Origin of the sequence: Herbiconiux aconitum, from assembly GCF_024979235.1 — a bacterium.
GTDB classification, from domain to species: Bacteria; Actinomycetota; Actinomycetes; order Actinomycetales; family Microbacteriaceae; genus Herbiconiux; species Herbiconiux aconitum.
On the sequence record NZ_JANLCM010000001.1, the window covers coordinates 643,994 to 662,253 of the forward strand.

Here is an 18,260-nt window from a genome sequence, read left to right on the forward strand (position 1 = left end):
ACCGCCCCGCTCGTCTCAGCGCTTGTCGATGATCAGATTCGTGATGCGCACCGTGCAGAGCCGGTTTCCGTCGTCATCGGTCAGCACCACGTCGTGCGAGGTCGTGGTGCGGCCGAGATGAAGAGCCGTCGCCGTGCCGGTCACCAATCCCGAGCGTGCGCCTCGGTGATGGGTGCCGCTGACGTCGAGCCCGACCGCCGTCTTACCGAGGGTCGAGGCGTGGATCACTGCCGCCCAGGAGCCGAGCGCTTCGCCGAAGGCCATCGACGCGCCGCCGTGCAGCAGCCCGAACGACTGGGTGTTCCCTTCGACCGGCATCGTGGCCACCACCCGCTCGGCCGACTGCTCGAGAACCACGACTCCCATCTTGCGGTCGAGCTCGCCGAGTTCGATCGTCCACGGCTGAAGGCTGTCGGTGCCGGTCATCCTGCATCCTCGTCTCTCGGAGTGCCCACCATGCTACTGAACGTTCGGCAAGTCTTCGGAAAGGCCACCTGATGTCCACGATCTCCCCCGCTTCGCGCACCACCCCGACTCCCACCGCTGATGCGCTGACCACCGCCGGCGTCCGCATCCTGCAGAGCTATCTGGAAGGCGAGTGGCAGGAGCCGGCGAAGGGGTCGGCAGAACCGGTCCCGACGTTCGACGCTTCCACCGGCGAACCGGTCGCGCTCGTCGGCAGCGACGGACTCGACCTCGCTGCGGCCGTCGACTACGCCCGCACCGTCGGCCAGGCGTCGCTCGGGCACCTCACCTTCCACCAGCGGGCGCTCATCCTGAAGGCCCTCGCGCAGCACCTGAATTCCGACGAGGTCAAGTCCGGTCTCTACGAGGTCAGCGCCCGCACCGGCGCCACCCGACGCGACAGTCTGGTCGACGTCGACGGCGGTATCGGCGTGCTCTTCACCTATTCGTCGAAGGGCCGGCGGGAGTTGCCCAACGCCTTCGCGATCGTCGACGGCGCGCCCGAGAACCTGGCTCGCGACGGGTCGTTCGGCGGGCAGCACCTCTACGCGCGCATCCCGGGCGTCGCCTTCCAGGTGAACGCTTACAACTTTCCGGTGTGGGGGATGCTCGAGAAGTTCGCACCCGCCTTCCTCGCGGGAGTGCCGAGCATCGTGAAGCCTGCGACACCCACCGCCTTCCTCACCGAAGCGGCGGTGCGCGCCATCGTCGACTCCGGCCTTCTGCCCGAGGGCTCGCTGCAACTCGTGAGCGGATCGGTGCACGGCTTCCTCGACCTGTTAGACGTGCGCGATGTGGTCGGATTCACCGGATCGGCGTCGACCGCCGCGATCTTCTCCGGTCACGCGAACGTGCTCTCCGGCGGTGTCGGCCTCACCTGCGAGACCGACTCGCTGAACGCCGCGATCCTCGGCCCGGATGCGGTCGCCGGCACCCCGGAATTCGACGCCTTCGTCGCCTCGGTGGTCACCGAGATGACGGCCAAGGCGGGTCAGAAGTGCACGAGCATCCGTCGCGTCATCGTGCCTGTCTCGGTGATGGACGCGGTGATCGACGCCGTCGGCGCCCGCATCGACGCACGCGTGACGCTCGGCGACCCTCGCGCCGAGGGGGTCACGATGGGCCCGCTGGCGAGCACGGAGCAGAAGGCGGAGGTGCGCCGCAGCGTCGAGGCGCTGCTGGCCGGTGGGGGAAGGATCGCCTACGGCTCGCTCGACGAACCCCGCGTCACACGCGCCGATGGCACGGTCTCTGCAGCGCCCTCGGGCGCGTTCCTCTCGCCCGTGTTGCTTCGATTCGACGATGCGGATGCGGACGCGGTGCACGAAGTCGAGGCATTCGGGCCGGTCGCCTCAGTCGTGGGCTACCGAGACCTCGCCGACGCCGTGCGTTTGGCCAATCGCGGCGGCGGCTCCCTCGTGGCCACGGTGGCGAGCGCGGATGCGTCGACCGTCGCCACCCTCGTGACGGGCATCGCGCCGTTCCACGGAAGGGTGCTCGTGCTCGACCGCGACGACGCCCGCTCGAGCACCGGCCACGGCTCCCCCGTGCCGCATCTCGTGCACGGCGGCCCCGGTCGCGCAGGCGGCGGCGAGGAGCTCGGCGGCATCCGCGCGGTGAAGCACTACATGCGCCGCACAGCTCTGCAGGGGTCGCCGGCCGTGCTGACAGCCTTGACCGGCCAGTGGCGCGCGGGTGCGGGCGTGCAGGCGGATCTGTCGGGCGCTGGGGCGTCGTGGTCCAGCCCGTCCACCGCGTCCAGCCCGTCTACCGCGTCCAGCCTGTCCACCGCGTCCACCGCGTCCACCGCGTCCACCGCGTCCACCGCGTCCACCGCGTCCACCGCGTCCACCGCGTCCACCGCGTCCACCGCGTCCACCGCGTCCACCGGTAGCGTCGACCCCGCCGGGGCCACTGGCGCCTCTGGCGCCGAGCATCCGTTCCGCAAGCCGCTCTCGCGGTTGCGCCTCGGTGACGCGATCGACTCGGAGGCCCGCGAGATCTCGCTCGACGACATCGGGCATTTCGCGGAATTCACCGGCGACACGTTCTACGCCCACACCGACGAGGAGGCGGCGGCCGCGAATCCGTTCTTCCCCGGCCGCGTCGCGCACGGCTACCTGCTCATCTCGTGGGCGGCGGGCCTGTTCGTCGACCCAGCGCCGGGCCCCGTGCTCGCGAACTACGGTCTCGAGAACCTGCGATTCCTGACGCCGGTCTCCCCGGGCGACGCGATCCGCGTCACCCTCACCGCGAAGGAGATCACGCCGCGCGAGAAAGAGGACTACGGCGAGGTGCGTTGGGACGCAGTGCTGCACAACCAGCGCGACGAGGTCGTGGCCACCTACGACGTGCTCACGCTCGTTTCCAAGGAGTAGCCCACCCGTCGTCGGTGCCCGGACTTCTCCAAACGTGGAGCGAACCGCGCCCGCAGGGAGGCGCGGTGGGCGCGAGGATTGGCGAAGTCCGGATGATGCGGCAGCTCAGGCCGAGGGGCGCGGGTGCAGGCCCTCGAAGGCCACCGTGATGACGTCGTCGGCCAGCTGGTCGGGCGCGAGCGGGCCACCCGGCTTGTACCACTCCACGATCGAGTTGATCATGCCGAAGATCAGCCTCGTCGTGGTGCGGGCGTCGACATCGGCCCGCAGTGTGCCCTCGGCGTGCGATTCCTCGACCAGTGCGGCCACCGCGTGGTCGAAGTCGCGACGGCGCGCGAGAGCCTCGCGCTCGAGTTCGGTGTTGCCGCGCAGGCGGAGCAGCAGCGTCACCGAGGGAAGCTCCTCGCACAGCACCCGAACGGCGCCGCGCAGCACGAACTCGAGTCGCGCATCCGCCGATCCCTCCTGCGCGCCGGGCAGCGTGAGCACGCCCTCCAGCTCGCCGAGGCCGCGCTCGAGGGCGAGGCGCAGCAGGTCTTCTTTGCTGCTGACGTGGTAGTAGATGGCCGATTTGCTCGTGCCGAGACGTTCGGCGAGCGTGCCCATCGACGTCGCGTCGTAGCCGAACTCGTTGAATGCCGCGACCGCGATGTCGAGCACCGTCGCGAGGTCATAGGGAGCGCGCCCCGACCGCCCGTTGCCACCGCGCGGCGCGGGCGGATCGGTGTGTCGTGGCTGGCTCATGGCTCCCGACTTTAGCCGACCGCACCGCTTGTTCCCCGCATCGAACGGTGTTATCGTTTACTGAACGATCGGTAAGTAGGGCGATGCGTCCGTCCTGAACGAGGAGGCACCATGGTCACCCCCGACGACGACCCTGACGGCTCTGGTCTGCGACGTTTCGAAGAACTGCTCGCCAGCGAGAGCCGGGTGGAGCCGACCGATTGGATGCCGGCGGCTTACCGCAAGACGCTCATCCGTCAGATCTCGCAGCACGCCCACTCCGAGATCATCGGCATGCAGCCCGAGGGCAACTGGATCACGCGCGCCCCGAGCCTCAAGCGCAAGGCCATCCTGATGGCGAAGGTGCAAGACGAGGCCGGCCACGGGCTCTACCTCTACTCCGCTGCCCAGACGCTCGGCATCGACCGAGAAGAGATGTTCGACCAGCTCATCACCGGCCGTGCGAAGTACTCCTCCATCTTCAACTACACCACTCCCACTTGGGCCGACATGGGCTCGATCGGCTGGCTCGTCGACGGTGCCGCCATCTGCAACCAGGTGCCGTTGTGCCGCGCCTCCTACGGCCCCTACGGCCGGGCGATGGTGCGCATCTGCAAGGAGGAGTCGTTCCATCAGCGGCAGGGATTCGAGATCCTGCTCGCCCTCATGAACGGCACCGAGGAGCAGCGCGCGATGGCCCAGGAGTCGGTGAACCGGTGGTACGCACCGGCGCTGATGATGTTCGGCCCGCCGGATGAAGACTCCCCCAACTCGAAGCAGAGCATGGCCTGGAACATCAAGCGCTTCTCGAACGACGAGTTGCGTCAGCGCTTCGTCGACATGCTCGTGCCGCAGGCCGAGATCCTCGGAATCACGCTGCCCGACCCGGCCATCCGCTGGAACGACGAGCGCGGCCACTACGACTTCGGCGAGCTCGACTGGAACGAGTTCTACGAGGTGCTGGCCGGCCGCGGTCCCGCGAACACCGTCCGGGTATCGCGCCGCCGCACCGCCCACGAGAACGGCGCCTGGGTGCGCGAGGCGGCGCGGGCCTACGCCGACAAGCAAGCGGGCGCATCGGGCGCATCCGGTGCATCCGGTGGCGCCATCGCCGACGCCGCCGTCGCCACCGCCACCCCCGCAGGCGCCGCCACTGGCGCCGCCGCCGAGAGGATCGCGTCATGACCAGTCCCGGAGACTCCGGCACCCGCGAGACGTGGCCTCTCTGGGAGGTCTTCCTGCGCTCGTCGCGGGGACTGTCGCACGTACACGCCGGGTCACTGCATGCTCCCGACTCCACGATGGCGGTGCGCAACGCTCGCGATCTCTACACCCGCCGGGGCGAAGGGGTCTCCATCTGGGTGGTGCCCGCCTCGGCCATCACGGCGTCCGATCCGGATGCGAAGGGCGAGTTCTTCGAGTCGCCACAGGGCAAGGAATACCGCCACGCGACCTACTACACCGCGTCAGAGACGGTGCCGCACCTGTGATTCCGAAGAGCAGCCGAGCCGTCTCCACGGCCCTCACCCCTGAGGCGATCGCCGCGTCGATCGCCTCGGCGGAGACGGCCGCCTCCGAGCCCGTCGCGCGCTACGCACTGGGCCTCGGCGACGACGCGCTCGTGCTCGCGCATCGACTCGGCGAGTGGATCGCGAATGCCCCTGAACTCGAAGAAGACGTGGCTCTGGGCAACATCGGTCTCGACCTGCTCGGCCACGCCCGCAGCTTCCTCACTTACGCCGGCTCGGCGTGGGGCAGGAGCGAAGACGATCTCGCCTACTTCCGCGGCGAATCCGACTACCGCAACCGGCAGTTGTTCGAGCAGCCGAGCGGCGACTTCGCCCACACCATCGCGCGGCAACTCTTCGCCTCGGCCTACTTCGATGCGCTCTACCGCGCGCTGCAACGCTCGACCGATCCGACGCTGGCGGCCATCGCCGCGAAGGCCACCAAAGAGGTCGACTACCACCTCGATCACAGCGTGCAGTGGCTGCTGCGACTGGGTCTCGGCACCGCAGAGTCGCATCGGCGGATGCAGCGGGGCGTGGACGCGATGTGGCCGTTCGTGGGCGAGCTCTTCAGCCCCGAACCCGAAGCGGATGCCGGGGGCGCACTCGAGGGTGTCGCCGTCGACCCCGAGAGTTTGCGCGCGGCCTTTGACGAACTCGTGCCGAGGTTGATCACCGACGCCGGACTGGCCGTGCCGACGATTCCGTTCGCTTGGGGTGGTGGCCGCGAGGGCCGACACACCGAGGCTCTCGGCCCGATGCTGGCCGAGATGCAGGTGCTGGCCCGCGCGCATCCGGGGGTGACGTGGTGATCATGGCCGCGGCGATGGACCATGCGGCCCCGGGCCGTGACCACGACGCCGAGGTCGACGCCCGCAAAACCCGGAACGCCCTCGTCACCCGAGACGCTCGCGAGACCCGCGACGCCCCGGAGAGCCGCGACACTCTTGACGCCCAGAACGACCGCGACACTCTCGACGCCCTCGAGCTCGAGGCACGTCCGCGGCCGCAGAGCGGCGCCGAGCGGGCCATCTGGGAGTTGGCGGCCACGGTGGTCGACCCCGAGGTGCCGGTGCTCACCATCGAAGATCTCGGCGTGTTGCGCGGGGTCACCTTCGCCACCGCCTCCGGGTCGGTCACGGTCGAGATCACCCCCACCTATTCCGGCTGCCCCGCCGTCGACGCCATGCGCGACGACATCGTGGGCGTGCTGCACGGCAACGGATACGACGACGTGTCGGTGAAGGTGGTGCTCTCCCCCGCCTGGACCACGGACTGGCTGAGCGACGAGGGCCGCACGAAGCTCGAGCAGTACGGCATCGCGGCCCCCGGCCCCCGCCGCAGCGACGGCACTGTGAGTCTCGGGCTCGGCATCCGTTGCCCCCGCTGCGGGTCGATGCACACCCGCCAGCTCTCCCGCTTCGGTTCCACCTCGTGCAAGGCACTCTACGTCTGCCAGCGCTGCCAGGAGCCGTTCGACTACTTCAAAGAGCACTGATACTTCAACGAGCACTGATGCACACCAAGGAATACTGATGTCCCTCACCGAGACGCCGCCCGGCACTGCCCCGGCCGCGCGCCGCCGTGCCGCGTTCCACACCCTCACCGTGTCGGAAGTGCGCCCCCTCACCGACGACGCGATCGAGGTGTCGTTCGAGGTGCCGCCCGCCCTCGCCGACGCCTACGACTACGCTGCCGGGCAGTACATCGCCATCCGCACGAGCCTCGAGGGCGAAGACGTGCGCCGCAGCTACTCGATCTGCCAGGCACCGAGCCGCGGATCGCTGAAGGTCGGCATCAAGCGCGACCTCGGAGGGCTCTTCTCCAGCTGGGCCGTCGAGAACCTCGTCGCCGGGATGGAGCTCGAGGTGATGAGTCCGGAGGGGCGCTTCACCGCTCAGGCACCTCTCGATTCGCCCGGGCATTTCGTGGGCGTGGCGGCGGGTTCGGGCATCACGCCGATGATGTCGCTGATCGAGCACACGCTGCGCGAGAATCCCGCCGCTGTGTTCGAACTCGTGTACACGAACCGCACGGCGCTGGACACGATGTTCGTCGACGAGCTCGCCGACCTCAAAGACCGCTACACCGCGCGTCTCGCGCTGCACCACGTGCTGACGCGGGAGAAGCGGAGTTCCGAGCTGCTGTCGGGGCGGCTCGACGCCGAGCGCGTGAGGGCCATCTTCACGACGTTGCTGCAGCCGGCGACGATCGACGAGTGGTTTCTCTGCGGGCCGTTCGACCTGGTGCAACTCTGCCGCGACGAGCTCGCAGCGCTCGGCGTGCCGGCCGACGACGTCCGTTTCGAGCTGTTCACCACCGGGGCGCCCGAACGCCCGGCGGGGCAGGCCGGTCGGCCGGTCGCCACGGATGCCGGCGACGCTGTTCACACCATCCAGTTCCGTCTCGACGGCACCACCGCTACGGTGACGAGTCCCGAGCACTCCCAGGAGAGCATCCTCAACGCCGCCTTGCGGGTGCGCCGCGACGTGCCGTTCGCCTGCGCCGGCGGGGTCTGCGGAACCTGCCGCGCGAAGCTCGTCGAAGGGGAGGTCGACATGGTCGAGAACTATGCCCTGGAGCCCGACGAACTCGCACGCGGCTACGTGCTCACCTGCCAGTCCATCCCCACTTCTGCTGAAGTCAGCGTCGACTACGACGCGTAGAGGTTCGAACCCCGAGGAGCGTCATGACAGTCGAACTGACCATTGCCGACGGCATCGCCGAGGTCGTGCTGAACGCCCCGCAGAAGCTCAACGCCGTCGACGAGACCGCACTGGCCGAGCTCGCGGCAGCCTATGCCGAGGCCGAGGCGGCCGGCGTACGGGTGCTCCTCCTCCGCGGCGAAGGCCGGGCGTTCTCGGCCGGGCGCGACATCTCGCACGTCGACCCGGCGACGGATGATGCTCGCGGCTACCTCGCCGACGTCGTCACACCGGTGCTCCGCCGGATGGCGGCCTTCCCCGCACCCACCTTCGCGATGGCCACGGGCGCCTGCCTCGGCGTGGGACTCGGTTTCCTCATCGCGACCGATGTCGTCTACGTGGCCGACACCGCGAAGATCGGCTCTCCGTTCGCGAACCTCGGAGCCACCCTCGACTCCGGCGGCCACGCGCTGTTCTTCGAGCGGCTCGGCGCCCACCGCACGCTCGATCTCATCTACACGGGAGAGCTGATGTCGGGGGCCGAGGCCGTCGCATCCGGTCTGTTCAGTCGCGTGCTTCCCGCCGGCGAACTCGACGCCTTCACCCGCGAGCGCGTGACCCGAGTGGCCGAAGGTCCGACGGGCGCGTTCCTCGCGAGCAAGGAGCTCGTGCGGCGCCTGCGCGACGAGCGGATCGGACTCTGGACCTCGCTCGACGACGAGAACGAGGCTCAGGGCACGCTCTGCCTGAGCGACGACTACCGCGAGGGCTTCGCCGCGTTCCAAGAGAAGCGCAGCCCCGTCTTCGGCACCGCACGGGCCTGAGCGCTCCCGCCGCACCGAATCGCCACAACACGCCGCAACGAGCGCACCCGTAGCGGCGTGTTTGGCGACTCGAGAGGCGCCGCCGTCAGAGGTTGCCGAGCAGCAGCAGGGGCTCCTCGACGCAGCGGGCCACGTAGGTGAGAAAGCCGGATGCGACGTCGCCGTCACACACGCGGTGATCGAAAACGAGGGTGAGCTCCACCACTTTGCGCACCACGATCTCGCCGTCGACCACCCAGGGGCGGTCGATCACGCGGCCGACTCCGAGCATCGCGACCTCGGGGTGGTTGATGATGGCGGCCGATCCGTCGACACCGAAGCCGCCGTAGTTGTTGAGCGTGAAGGTGCCACCCGAGAGCGCACTGGGCGGGAAGTCGCCCTTCTCGGCCCGGGTGACGAGCGCCGTGATCTCGTCGCGCAGAGTGCGCGTGGTGAGGTCGTGCGCACCGTGCACCACGGGCACCATCAGTCCGCGCGGAGTCTGCGCCGCGAGACCGAGGTTGATCGAGCCGTGCTGCACGATCTCGTTCGTCTCGTCATCGACCGAGGAGTTCAGGATCGGGTACTGCCGGAGACCCGCGACCACGAACCGCGCGATCAGAGCCGTGAGACTGAAGCGCTCCCCCGTCGATTTCTGCAGGCGCTCCTTCGCGGCGAACAGCTCGGTGGCGTCGACATCGAGCCAGATCGTGGCCTCGGGGATGAGGCGGCGCGACTGCGCGAGGCGAGCGGCGACCACCTTCCGCAGCCCGGTGATCGGGATGCGCACATCCCCCACCCCGATGCCACCAGAGGCCACGCCTCCCGCACCCGCTCCTCCCAAATCCACTCCTCCCGAATCCATTCGTCCCGAATCGGGGTAAAACGGGCTGGATGGCACGATTTGGGACGAGTCGGCTCGCGCGTCGGCCGCGCGCGCGGCGATCGCGGCCTCGACGTCGTGGCGGAGGACGAGAGAGCCCGCGCCGCTGCCGAGCAGGGCGCCGGCGTCGAAACCGTGGTCGCGGGCGCGCTTGCGCACGATCGGCGAGACCACCGGCGAGCGGCGGGAAGGGTCGAGCAGGGCGTCGCCTGGCCTCGCGGGTTCAGCCGGTGCGGGTGCGGCCGCGCCGCTCAGGGCGGCAGCGCTCCCGCTCGCGGCCGGCGCGGGTGAGGGCGCGCCGCGGCCGAAGCGTCCACCGGCGGGCCGCTGCAAGCGCAGCGTGGACTCCTTCGTGCCGTAGCCCACGAGAACCGCACCCGATCCGGCGACCGTAGCCGGCGCATCCGGAACTCGCACCGCGGTGCCGGGAACGACATCGGTGCCCCCGGCTGCCGCTGCGTCATCCGCCGCCGAGGCCGGGGGCCGGGAATCCGTTGCCGAGGCGGGAGATGCGGCATCCGTCGGCGAAGCGGGAGACGCGGCATCCGCCGCAGAGACCGGCGATGCGACCGCACCCGCGGGCACCGCCGCTGCCGGCGCCACCCCCGCCACCGGCGCCACCGGCGCATCGACCGGCACCACCGTGATGAGCGGCGACCCCTTCGTCACCACGTCGCCCGGCGCACCGTGCAGCCGCTCGACGCGCCCGCCGTAGGGCGACGGCAGCTCCACGATCGACTTGGCCGACTCCACTTCCACCACGAGCTGATCGATGGCGATCACGTCACCCGGAGCCACCAGCCACGACACGATCTCGGCCTCGGTGAGGCCCTCGCCGAGATCCGGCAGCAGGAATTCGCTGGCCATCCGGTCACCACTCCCAGGTGTCGAGAGCGGCGAGCACGCGCTCGGCGGTCGGCAGGTGATGTTCCTCGAGCTGGGGAGAGGGGAACGGTACATCGAATCCCGCGATGCGGAGGATGGGCGCCTGGAGGTGGAAGAACTGCCGCTCCGTCACCCGCGCGGCGACTTCGGCACCGTAGCCGCCGAACTGGGCGGCCTCGTGGATGACGGCGGCGCGACCGGTCTTGCGCACCGAAGCGCCCACTGTCTCGTCGTCGAAGGGTGACAGGCTCCGCAGGTCGACGACCTCGACCGAGAGCCCCTCGGCCTCGCCGAGGGTCGCCGCTTCGAGGGCTGTCTTGACCGTCGGACCATAGGCGATCAGCGTCACGTCGGTGCCTTCGCGCAGCACCTGCGCCCGCGTCATCGGCGCCGTGCGCACGGGCAGGGCGACCGCGTCCTTCGACCAATACCGGCTCTTCGGCTCGAGGAAGATCACCGGGTCGTCGCTCGCGATCGCCTCGCGGAGCATCGAGTAGGCATCCGCCGGGTTCGACGGGGTGACGACGGTGAGGCCGGGGGTGTGCGTCCAGTACGCCTCCGAGGAATCGGAGTGGTGCTCGACCCCGCCGATGCCACCGGCGTAGGGGATGCGGATGACCACGGGCAGCGAGACACGACCCCGCGTGCGGTTGCGCATCTTCGCGAGATGGGAGGTGATCTGCTCGAAAGCGGGGTAGCTGAAGGCGTCGAACTGCATCTCGATGACGGGCCGCAGGCCGTACATCGCCATGCCGATCGCGGTGCCGACGATGCCGGATTCGGCGAGCGGGGAATCCCAGACGCGCGATTCACCGAAGGTCGCGTGCAGCGCATCCGTCACCCGGAAGACACCGCCGAGCGGGCCGACGTCTTCGCCGAACACGACCACCGACGGGTCGTCGGCCAGGGCGTCGCGCAGGGCGGCGTTGAGTGCGCCGGCGATGCTGAGCGGGGCGGGCGCGGCGGGCGTCCCGGGTGAGGCGACCGCCGACGGCGAAGGCGTGAGCGCGCTGCCGGTGGCAGCGCTGGTGCCGAGTGCGTTGTCGTCGAGGATCGTCATGAGGTGCTCCCGGGTTCGGCGGAGACGGATGCGGTCGAGACGGATCCGCTCGAAACGGATGCGGTCGAAACGGTGGCGGCCAGCTCCCGCTCCAAGAACGCCCGCTGCTCACGCAGCGCGGGCCGCTCGGCGGCGTACACGTGGTCGAAGAGTTCGAGCGGATCGAGCACGGGGTTCGTGTTCATCGCATCCCGCGTGGCCCCGGCGAGCTCCTCCGCGGCATCTGCGATCTCCTGACGCAGTTCGTCGCCGAGAGCTCCGGATGCGCGCAAGTAGGTCTCGAGACGCGCCACCGGATCGAGGGTCTTCCAGTGCGCCACCTCGTCTTTCGACCGGTAGCGCGTCGGGTCGTCGGAGTTCGTGTGCGACTCGATGCGGTAGGTGAGGCCTTCGATCAGTGTCGGTCCGCCTCCGGATCGCGCGTTCTGCACGGCCGCCGACGTGACGGCGTGCATCGCGGCCACGTCGTTGCCGTCGACGAAGTAGCCGGGCATGCCGTAGCCGATCGCGCGGTCTGCCAGGGTGCGGGCGTGCGACTGCTTCGCGAACGGCACGCTGATGGCGTAACCGTTGTTCTGCACCACGAACACCACGGGTGCCTGCCACACCGAGGCGAAGTTGAAGGCCTCGTGCGCGTCGCCCTCGCTGGTCGCTCCGTCGCCGAGCAGGGTGAGCGCCACCACGTCATCGCCCTTCAGCTTTGCGGCCGTGGCCAGCCCGACCGCGTGCAGGGCCTGGGTGGCCAGCGGGGTGGCCTGCGGGGAGATCCGGTGCTCGTAGGGGTCGAATCCCATGTGCCAGTCACCGCGGAACGACGACAGGATCTGCTCCGGCGGCACCCCGCGCGTCAGCAGCGCGATGCTGTCGCGGTAGGTCGGGAACAGCCAATCCTGCTCACCGAGAGACCGCACAGCTCCGATCTCGCACGCCTCCTGCCCGAACGCGGAGGGGTAGGTGGCGAGCCGGCCCTGCCGGGTGAGAGCGGTGACCTGAACATCGAAACGGCGGGCCAGCACCATGCCGCGATAGAGATCGAGCAGCATCTCGGGCTCGGGAAGCACGAAGCCGGCACGCTCCGCGCCCTCCACCGGCACGCCCTTCTCGTCGATCAGGCGGATCGGCTTCTGAGTGGGGCGCACGGGTTCGGCGCGAGCGGCGACGTCGTCGTTCATGATGTCATCGTGCAGCAGCGCCACGAGCGATGCGAGAGCCACGGAGAAGGTCTGTACAGACGGTCGGAACGGCCCGAAATCCATGCCATTCGTCTTGCCGGAAGGGCTCAGATGGGCCAAACGTCCATCATGACGCCGGGCGCGGTTCCCGGATGTTCGTCGAGCACCACGTGCGAGCGCGTGGACACGACGCCCGGCAGCGCGTGGATCTGCCGCATGATGGCCTCGCTCAGCCGCTCGTGATCCGGAGCACTGACCGTCAGAACGAAGTCGATGTCGCCGCTCACGGCCTGCACGTTCTCGACGTAGGGCAGTGCGGCGAGCGCCGTCGCGAGATCCGACCACACCACGTCGCCCACCTTCACGATCACGATGGCGGTCACGTGCAGGCCCAAGGCTTTGCGGTCGACGGTCGCGGCGAAGCCCGAGAGCACACCCTCCGAGATCAGCCGCTGCACCCGGTTGTGCGCCGCCGTGCGCGAGATGTGAACGCGGCCGGCGAGTTCGCGGATCGACAGACGGGAGTCCTGGGTCAGCTCCGAGATGATGGCGCGATCGACGCGGTCGACGTTCATCGCATCAGGCTACCGTCGGGGCCTGGCGAATGGTCGCTTGCCGTGCCGGGGTACTTACCGTACGTTCAGTCCATGGACACGACGGATGCCCCCAACCCCGCTGCCGAGGCCATGATCGACCGCGATCGCGCATCGGCCGCACTCGGAATGACCGTGCTCGAATCGCGGCCGGGGCACGGCGTGGTGAGCATGCGCATCCGCGACGACATGCTGAACGGCTTCGACGTGGTGCACGGCGGCATCATCTTCTGCGTGGCCGACACCGCCTTCGCGGTCGCCTGCAACGAAGGGGCGGAGACGACCCTCGGCGCCGGCGCCGAGATCAGCTTCCTGCGGCCGGTGCGCCTGGGGCAGACGTTGACGGCGACCGCCGAGCGGCGCATCCGGAGCGGCCGCACGGGTCTCTACGACGTGCGCGTCACCGACGAGGCGGGCGAGGTGGTGGCCGAGTTCCGCGGCCGGAGTCACACCCTGCGCGCCTGACGCCGCGCCGCTCACCGCGCCACCACTCCGCGCCCCTCAGGGCTCCAGGCGGGGGCGGCAAGGCGCATGGTGGCGCCCGCGCGGGCGGCGAACGCCGTGGCCGTGGTGGCGATGGTGCGCTGCATCACTTGCACGGCGGAGGTGGGCGCCACGTCGGAGGGGCGCGCCAGGCTGATCGTGCGGGTGAGCGTCGGAGCAGCGAGGCGCACCGAGCGAAGACCCGGACGGTCGATGAGCACCATCGCGGGCACGATCGCGACGCCGAGGCCGCGCTCGACGAACCGCAACACGGCATCCATCTCCGCGCCCTCGAGAATCACCTCGGGTGCGAGATCGGCCGCGTGGAAGGCCGCATCCGTGGTGCTGCGGAGGTCGTAGGTCGAGCTGAACACGATCTGCGGCAGGGCCGCGACATCCGCGAGGCCGATGGATGCGCGGGTCGTGACGGGTACCGCGCCTGCCGACGAGATCACCACCAGCTCCTCGACGAGCAACGGGCTCACCGTGAACCGCTCGGCGGATGTCGCGTCGGAGGTGGTGATGAGCGCGAGGTCGAGTTCCCCGGCGGCGAGTTCGTCGAGCAGCCGCCGCGAGCCCTGCTCCGAGAGGTGCAATTCGATGGCCGGATGCGCCGCGTGGAATGCGCTCAGCACTTCCGCCACCAGGCTGATGCAGAGCGTCGGGGTCGCGCCGAGTCGCACCCGGCCGCGTTGGAGTCCGGCGAGCTCGTTCAACTCGCGCCGCACCGAGTCGGCGTCGGCGAGCATCCGTCGGGCCAAGGGCAGCAGTGATTCGCCCGCCGTCGTGAGCGTGCTCCCGGATCGGGCGCGGTGGAACAGCTCGGCGCCGAGATCTTGCTCGAGCGACGCGATCTGGCGACTCAGGGAAGGCTGCGCGAGATGCAGCAGTTCGGCCGCGTGGGTGAAGTTGCCCACACGGGCCACCTCGACGAAGCTGCGGAGTTGTTCGAGGTTCATTTCCATAGCCTAAACGCATGGTCACCAGCAGTCATATGCATTGGAGTAATTCGAAGTCGATGCTTAGCGTGGAGGGCATGAGTACTTCAGAACGACAGATCTCCACCACCGTGCTCGTGATCGGTACGGGTGGTTCGGGCCTCCGCGCCTCGATCGAACTCGCCGAGCAGGGCGTCGACGTGCTCGCCGTCGGCAAGCGTCCGAAGTCGGATGCGCACACCTCGCTCGCCGCGGGCGGCATCAACGCGGCCCTCGGCACCATGGACGTGGAGGACAGCTGGCAGCAGCACGCCGCCGACACCCTCAAGGAGTCGTACCTCCTCGCCAACCCGCACACCGTCGAGATCGTCACGGAAGGCGCCGCGCGCGGCATCGAAGACCTCGAGCGTTACGGCATGCCCTTCGCCCGCGAGGAGGACGGCCGCATCTCGCAGCGCTTCTTCGGCGCACACACCTTCCGCCGCACCGCGTTCGCCGGCGACTACACCGGTCTCGAGATCCAGCGCACCCTCATCAACCGGGCCGCGCAGCTCGACATCCCGATCCTCGACAGCGTCTACATCACCCGCATCCTGGTGAACGACGACGGCGCGGTGTTCGGCGCCTACGGTTTCGACCTCGACGACGGAACTCGCTACCTCATCCACGCCGACGCCGTCATCCTCGCCGCCGGCGGACACAACCGCATCTGGCGCCGCACCTCCAGCCGCCGCGACGAGAACACCGGCGACTCGTTCCGCCTGGCCGTCGAAGCCGGCGGGCGCTTGCGCGACCCCGAGCTCGTGCAGTTCCACCCGTCGGGCATCATCGAGCCCGAGAACGCGGCCGGCACCCTCATCTCCGAGGCGGCGCGCGGCGAGGGCGGCATCCTCACGAACGCCCTCGGCGAGCGCTTCATGGCGAAGTACGACCCCGAGCGCATGGAGCTCTCCACCCGCGACCGCGTCGCCCTGGCCTGCTACACCGAGATCAAGGAGGGCCGCGGCACCCCCAACGGCGGTGTGTGGCTGGATGTCTCGCACCTGCCCCGCGAGACCATCATGACCCGCCTGCCCCGCGTCTACCAGACGATGCTCGAGCTGCAGATGCTCGACATCACGAAGGAGCCGATCGAGATCGCGCCCACCGCGCACTATTCGATGGGCGGCGTCTGGGTGCGACCGGAAGACCACGGCACCGACGTGCCCGGGCTTTATGCCATCGGCGAGGCATCCAGCGGCCTGCACGGCGCGAACCGGCTGGGCGGCAACTCGCTGATCGAGCTGCTCGTCTTCGGGCGCATCGTGGGCCAGGCCGCTGCTGCGTACTCGGCCGGGCTGCCGGCGCAGAAGCGTTCGGCCGCCGCGGTCTCCGTCGCCCGCGATGAGATCGCGGCACTGCTCGCCTCCGACGGGCCCGAGAACGTTCGCGCTCTGCAACGCGCCATCCGCAACACGATGACCGAGCACGCCGGCGTCGTGCGTGACGAGCAGGGCCTGCTGGCGGGCCTGGCCGAACTCGATGCGATCGAGGCGCGCATCGCCGCCGTGGGCATCCACCCCGACATCGCGGGCTATCAGGATCTCGCGCACGCCTTCGACCTCAAGTCGGCGGCGCTCGCTGCCCGCGCCACGCTGCAAGCGGCGCTCGAGCGCCGGGAGACGCGGGGGTGCCACAACCGCAGCGACTTCCCCGACACCGACCCGGAGCTGCAGGTGAACCTGGTCTGGAGCCCCGAGACCGGTGTGACCCGCGAGTCGATCCCGCCCATCCCGGAGTCGATCGCCGCCCTCATGCGCGACGTCTCCACGGCAGGCAAGCTCGTCGAGTAGCCCGCACCCGACCCCGCGCCCCGCCACCGCGGAGGCGCGGGGTCGAATTGACGGCGTCGGGGCGACGGGGCAGGCTGACGGCATGCCCCGTCGCGTCGTGCTGCTCGTGTTCGACGGCATGAAACTGCTCGACGTCACCGGGCCGGCCGAGGTGTTCAGCGAAGCGAACCTGATGGGCGCCGACTACGAGCTGCGTTTCGTCTCGCCCGACGGTCAGGATGTCGCCACCTCCGTCGGCATGCGCCTGCCCGTCGACGGCGCGGCAGCCGACATCACGGCGGCCGACACGGTCATGGTCAGCGGCGGTGACGCGCTGCCCACGGGAGTCATCCCGCCCGCCTTGCTGGACGCGGCGCGCATCCTCTCCGCCCGCACCCGCCGGATGTCGTCGATCTGCACAGGTGCGTTCATCCTCGCCGCCGGCGGCTTGCTCGAGGGCCGGCGGGCGACGACGCACTGGCGCCACGCTGCCCTGCTCGGCAGGCTCTACCCGTCGGTGCAGGTCGACCCCGACGCCATCTTCGTGCGCGACGGCACCGTCTACACCTCGGCCGGCGTCTCGGCGGGCATCGACCTGGCCCTCGCTCTGGTCGAGGAAGACCACGGCGCCGCCCTCACCCGCCGCGTCGCCCAATCGCTCGTGGTCTACATGCAGCGCGCGGGCGGCCAGTCGCAGTTCTCGGCCTCGCTCGCCGGGCCCGCGCCGCGCACCCCGGTTCTGCGTTCGCTGGTCGACGGGATCGCCGCCGACCCGGCCGCCGACCACACGCTCGGCGCGTTGGCCCGGCAGGCGGCCGTGAGTCCGCGGCACCTCTCGCGACTGTTCCACGACGAGCTCGGCACGACTCCCGCGAAGTATGTGGAGGGCATCCGTTTCGATGCCGCGAAGGCGATCCTGGATGCCGGCCACAGCGTCACCGACGCGGCCGAGCGCTCCGGATTCGGCAGCCCCGAGACCCTGCGGCGCGCCTTCGTGGCCCGGCTCGGTGTCTCCCCGAGCCGCTACCAGCGCCGGTTCCGCACCACCCAGGCCTGAGCCGCGCGTCCCGCAGCGCTGCGCGCCTCGCCTGCCCGGGCGCCCGGGCGCGCCCCGCCGAGCCGCGTCGTGGCGCCATCGTTCTGTCAGCCCGTCCCGATCCGAGGGGTGTGTGGCCGCGCAGGCGGGGCCACGGATGCCCGGTGCGAGCGAGGCTCGAAGTGTCCGAACCGCACCCATCGATTGGAGCCCCCATGATCGAGTCCATCGCCGGCGTCGACATTCCCGACACCGCTCTCGCGAACGACGCCACCGCCCTCATCCGTGAGACCACTCCCCCGCTCATCTTCGATCACTCGCGCCGGGTCTTCTTGTTCGGCAGCCTGCAGGCACGCGCCCTCGGCCTCGCCCCCGACCCCGAGCTGCTCTACGTGGCGGCGCTGTTCCACGACACGGGGCTCGTCGAGCCCTACCGCGGCGAGGAGCAGCGCTTCGAGCTCGACGGCGCCGATCTGGCGAAGGCCTTCCTTCTCGAGCACGGCTACTCGGCCTCCGACGCCGCGCTGGTCTGGACCTCGATCGCACTGCACACCACCCCCGAGGTTCCGTGGCGGATGGACCCGGTGATCGCCTCCACCACCGCGGGCGTCGAGACCGACGTTCTCGGAATGCGGCTCGGCAACCTCGACGCTGCAACGATCGAGGCCGTGACAGCCGTGCATCCGCGACCCGACTTCAAGAACCGCATCCTGCAGGCCTTCACCGACGGATTCGCCCACCGCCCCGACTCGACCTTCGGCACGGTGAACGCCGACGTGCTGGAGTATTTCGTGCCCGGCTTCCGGCGCAGCGACTTCGTCGACGTGATCCGAGGTTCCGACTGGCCGGAATGAGCCGGCGGCAGGCAGGCCGGATG

At 69.8% G+C, this 18,260-nt stretch carries 18 protein-coding genes; 11 read left to right on the top strand and 7 right to left on the bottom strand.

The genetic code is table 11. The features are described from left to right. Positions 1-15: 15 nt before the first annotated feature. Complete coding sequence (locus N1027_RS02945; protein ID WP_259505001.1) at positions 16-426, bottom strand: PaaI family thioesterase; 411 nt, start codon at positions 424-426, stop codon at positions 16-18. A 71-nt stretch (positions 427-497) separates the two neighbouring features. Here N1027_RS02945 and paaZ point away from each other — a divergent pair, with 71 nt between their 5' ends. Continuing rightward, a complete protein-coding gene (gene paaZ / locus N1027_RS02950; RefSeq protein WP_259505002.1) occupies positions 498-2,843 on the top strand; it encodes a phenylacetic acid degradation bifunctional protein PaaZ in 2,346 nt (781 codons plus the stop codon). A 105-nt stretch (positions 2,844-2,948) separates the two neighbouring features. Here paaZ and N1027_RS02955 read toward each other — a convergent pair whose 3' ends face one another. Further along, a complete protein-coding gene (locus tag N1027_RS02955; protein ID WP_259505008.1) occupies positions 2,949-3,587 on the bottom strand; it encodes a TetR/AcrR family transcriptional regulator in 639 nt (212 codons plus the stop codon). A gap of 111 nt (positions 3,588-3,698) precedes the next feature. Between N1027_RS02955 and paaA the strand changes: the two genes are divergently transcribed. Genes paaA through N1027_RS02985 form a run of 6 tightly spaced genes read left to right on the top strand, consistent with a single transcriptional unit; the run spans position 3,699 to position 8,543 of the window. Continuing rightward, positions 3,699-4,751 carry a 1,2-phenylacetyl-CoA epoxidase subunit PaaA gene (gene paaA, locus N1027_RS02960; protein ID WP_259505010.1) on the top strand — a complete coding sequence of 351 codons (1,053 nt, stop codon included), beginning with the start codon at positions 3,699-3,701 and terminating at the stop codon, positions 4,749-4,751. Then, complete coding sequence (gene paaB / locus N1027_RS02965; protein ID WP_259505012.1) at positions 4,748-5,056, top strand: 1,2-phenylacetyl-CoA epoxidase subunit PaaB; 309 nt, start codon at positions 4,748-4,750, stop codon at positions 5,054-5,056. The genes paaA and paaB overlap by 4 nt, the downstream gene beginning before the upstream one ends. Further along, positions 5,056-5,886, top strand: coding sequence for a 1,2-phenylacetyl-CoA epoxidase subunit PaaC (paaC, locus tag N1027_RS02970; RefSeq protein ID WP_372499711.1), 831 nt, complete (start codon positions 5,056-5,058; stop codon positions 5,884-5,886). The genes paaB and paaC overlap by 1 nt, the downstream gene beginning before the upstream one ends. Before the next feature lie 2 nt (positions 5,887-5,888). After that, positions 5,889-6,572 (top strand): 1,2-phenylacetyl-CoA epoxidase subunit PaaD, encoded by a 684-nt coding sequence (paaD, locus tag N1027_RS02975; protein WP_308199771.1) that lies wholly within the window; start codon positions 5,889-5,891, stop codon positions 6,570-6,572. Positions 6,573-6,609: 37 nt separating this feature from the next. Then, positions 6,610-7,740, top strand: a complete 1,131-nt coding sequence (paaE, locus tag N1027_RS02980; protein WP_259505015.1) for a 1,2-phenylacetyl-CoA epoxidase subunit PaaE — start codon at positions 6,610-6,612, stop codon at positions 7,738-7,740. A gap of 23 nt (positions 7,741-7,763) precedes the next feature. Further along, entirely contained in the window at positions 7,764-8,543 is a 780-nt protein-coding gene (locus tag N1027_RS02985; RefSeq protein ID WP_259505017.1) for an enoyl-CoA hydratase/isomerase family protein, read from the top strand. A gap of 85 nt (positions 8,544-8,628) precedes the next feature. Here N1027_RS02985 and N1027_RS02990 read toward each other — a convergent pair whose 3' ends face one another. The 4 genes from N1027_RS02990 to N1027_RS03005 form a co-directional block, all read right to left on the bottom strand. Next, positions 8,629-10,272 (bottom strand): dihydrolipoamide acetyltransferase family protein, encoded by a 1,644-nt coding sequence (locus tag N1027_RS02990; RefSeq protein WP_259505025.1) that lies wholly within the window; start codon positions 10,270-10,272, stop codon positions 8,629-8,631. A 4-nt stretch (positions 10,273-10,276) separates the two neighbouring features. After that, a complete protein-coding gene (locus N1027_RS02995; RefSeq protein WP_259505034.1) occupies positions 10,277-11,350 on the bottom strand; it encodes an alpha-ketoacid dehydrogenase subunit beta in 1,074 nt (357 codons plus the stop codon). Continuing rightward, positions 11,347-12,564, bottom strand: coding sequence for a pyruvate dehydrogenase (acetyl-transferring) E1 component subunit alpha (gene pdhA, locus N1027_RS03000; RefSeq protein WP_259505036.1), 1,218 nt, complete (start codon positions 12,562-12,564; stop codon positions 11,347-11,349). Before pdhA ends, N1027_RS02995 begins: the two co-directional genes overlap by 4 nt. Before the next feature lie 65 nt (positions 12,565-12,629). Continuing rightward, on the bottom strand, positions 12,630-13,097 hold the full coding sequence (locus N1027_RS03005) for an Lrp/AsnC family transcriptional regulator (protein ID WP_259505038.1): 468 nt from the start codon (positions 13,095-13,097) through the stop codon (positions 12,630-12,632). Between the two features lie 72 nt (positions 13,098-13,169). Between N1027_RS03005 and paaI the strand changes: the two genes are divergently transcribed. Continuing rightward, complete coding sequence (gene paaI, locus N1027_RS03010) at positions 13,170-13,580, top strand: hydroxyphenylacetyl-CoA thioesterase PaaI (protein WP_259505040.1); 411 nt, start codon at positions 13,170-13,172, stop codon at positions 13,578-13,580. 11 nt (positions 13,581-13,591) lie between these two features. Here the strand turns inward: paaI and N1027_RS03015 are convergent, their stop codons facing one another. Then, positions 13,592-14,557 carry a LysR family transcriptional regulator gene (locus N1027_RS03015; RefSeq protein WP_259505042.1) on the bottom strand — a complete coding sequence of 322 codons (966 nt, stop codon included), beginning with the start codon at positions 14,555-14,557 and terminating at the stop codon, positions 13,592-13,594. Positions 14,558-14,634: 77 nt separating this feature from the next. Between N1027_RS03015 and N1027_RS03020 the strand changes: the two genes are divergently transcribed. From N1027_RS03020 to N1027_RS03030, 3 genes are all read left to right on the top strand, one after another. Further along, entirely contained in the window at positions 14,635-16,368 is a 1,734-nt protein-coding gene (locus N1027_RS03020; protein ID WP_259505044.1) for an L-aspartate oxidase, read from the top strand. Positions 16,369-16,450: 82 nt separating this feature from the next. Continuing rightward, positions 16,451-17,404, top strand: a complete 954-nt coding sequence (locus tag N1027_RS03025) for a GlxA family transcriptional regulator (protein ID WP_259505045.1) — start codon at positions 16,451-16,453, stop codon at positions 17,402-17,404. 194 nt (positions 17,405-17,598) lie between these two features. Beyond that, entirely contained in the window at positions 17,599-18,237 is a 639-nt protein-coding gene (locus N1027_RS03030) for an HD domain-containing protein (RefSeq protein WP_259505047.1), read from the top strand. Positions 18,238-18,260: the final 23 nt, after the last annotated feature.

Coding starts and splice junctions, on each gene's coding strand:
- N1027_RS02945 (WP_259505001.1), bottom strand. CDS start 426: ATGACCGGCACCGACAGCCTTCAGCCGTGGACGATCGAACTCGGCGAG.
- paaZ (WP_259505002.1), top strand. CDS start 498: ATGTCCACGATCTCCCCCGCTTCGCGCACCACCCCGACTCCCACCGCT.
- N1027_RS02955 (WP_259505008.1), bottom strand. CDS start 3,587: ATGAGCCAGCCACGACACACCGATCCGCCCGCGCCGCGCGGTGGCAAC.
- paaA (WP_259505010.1), top strand. CDS start 3,699: ATGGTCACCCCCGACGACGACCCTGACGGCTCTGGTCTGCGACGTTTC.
- paaB (WP_259505012.1), top strand. CDS start 4,748: ATGACCAGTCCCGGAGACTCCGGCACCCGCGAGACGTGGCCTCTCTGG.
- paaD (WP_308199771.1), top strand. CDS start 5,889: ATGGCCGCGGCGATGGACCATGCGGCCCCGGGCCGTGACCACGACGCC.
- paaE (WP_259505015.1), top strand. CDS start 6,610: ATGTCCCTCACCGAGACGCCGCCCGGCACTGCCCCGGCCGCGCGCCGC.
- N1027_RS02985 (WP_259505017.1), top strand. CDS start 7,764: ATGACAGTCGAACTGACCATTGCCGACGGCATCGCCGAGGTCGTGCTG.
- N1027_RS02990 (WP_259505025.1), bottom strand. CDS start 10,272: ATGGCCAGCGAATTCCTGCTGCCGGATCTCGGCGAGGGCCTCACCGAG.
- N1027_RS02995 (WP_259505034.1), bottom strand. CDS start 11,350: ATGACGATCCTCGACGACAACGCACTCGGCACCAGCGCTGCCACCGGC.
- N1027_RS03005 (WP_259505038.1), bottom strand. CDS start 13,097: ATGAACGTCGACCGCGTCGATCGCGCCATCATCTCGGAGCTGACCCAG.
- paaI (WP_259505040.1), top strand. CDS start 13,170: ATGGACACGACGGATGCCCCCAACCCCGCTGCCGAGGCCATGATCGAC.
- N1027_RS03015 (WP_259505042.1), bottom strand. CDS start 14,557: ATGAACCTCGAACAACTCCGCAGCTTCGTCGAGGTGGCCCGTGTGGGC.
- N1027_RS03020 (WP_259505044.1), top strand. CDS start 14,635: ATGAGTACTTCAGAACGACAGATCTCCACCACCGTGCTCGTGATCGGT.
- N1027_RS03025 (WP_259505045.1), top strand. CDS start 16,451: ATGCCCCGTCGCGTCGTGCTGCTCGTGTTCGACGGCATGAAACTGCTC.
- N1027_RS03030 (WP_259505047.1), top strand. CDS start 17,599: ATGATCGAGTCCATCGCCGGCGTCGACATTCCCGACACCGCTCTCGCG.